The sequence below is a fragment of the Mesorhizobium sp. M00.F.Ca.ET.216.01.1.1 genome, from assembly GCF_004010325.2.
Classification (GTDB): Bacteria; Pseudomonadota; Alphaproteobacteria; order Rhizobiales; family Rhizobiaceae; genus Mesorhizobium.
Genome location: NZ_SADR02000241.1, coordinates 1 through 368 on the forward strand (window position 1 = coordinate 1; position 368 = coordinate 368).

Genomic DNA, 368 nt, shown 5'->3' on the forward strand with positions numbered 1-368 from the left:
CCGGGATCGTAAATCATCTGCTGATGCGGGCTGAGGAAGGCCAGGAAGTTGATGGCGAAGGCGGTCGCGACGCCGACATGGCGCGGATTGGCCATGGCGAGCGCCGCCGGCACCAGGATCGGCACCACGAACAGCATGAACCAGCCGAAGCCGGGCAGGGCGGGAAGTGCGATCTGGCCGACGAGAAAGGCGAACGGCAAAGCGAGCAGCGTTCCCTTGAAGAAACCCCATGATACCTGCACGGGATCGGGGCGAGCGGCAAACAAGCTCGACACGACGGCAACCAGGATGACGGTGCCGGCCGCCTCCGACCACTTCGTCGTCAGCCAGAAAGCCGCGACCAACAGCGTGGCAACGGCCGCGCGGAT

At 65.2% G+C, this 368-nt stretch carries 1 protein-coding gene; it reads right to left on the reverse strand.

Features of this window, described 5'->3' with window-relative positions:
* Positions 1 to 368, reverse strand: a 368-nt coding sequence (locus EN859_RS35925) for an FUSC family protein (RefSeq protein ID WP_189502524.1), incomplete at both ends; no start/stop codon positions are given.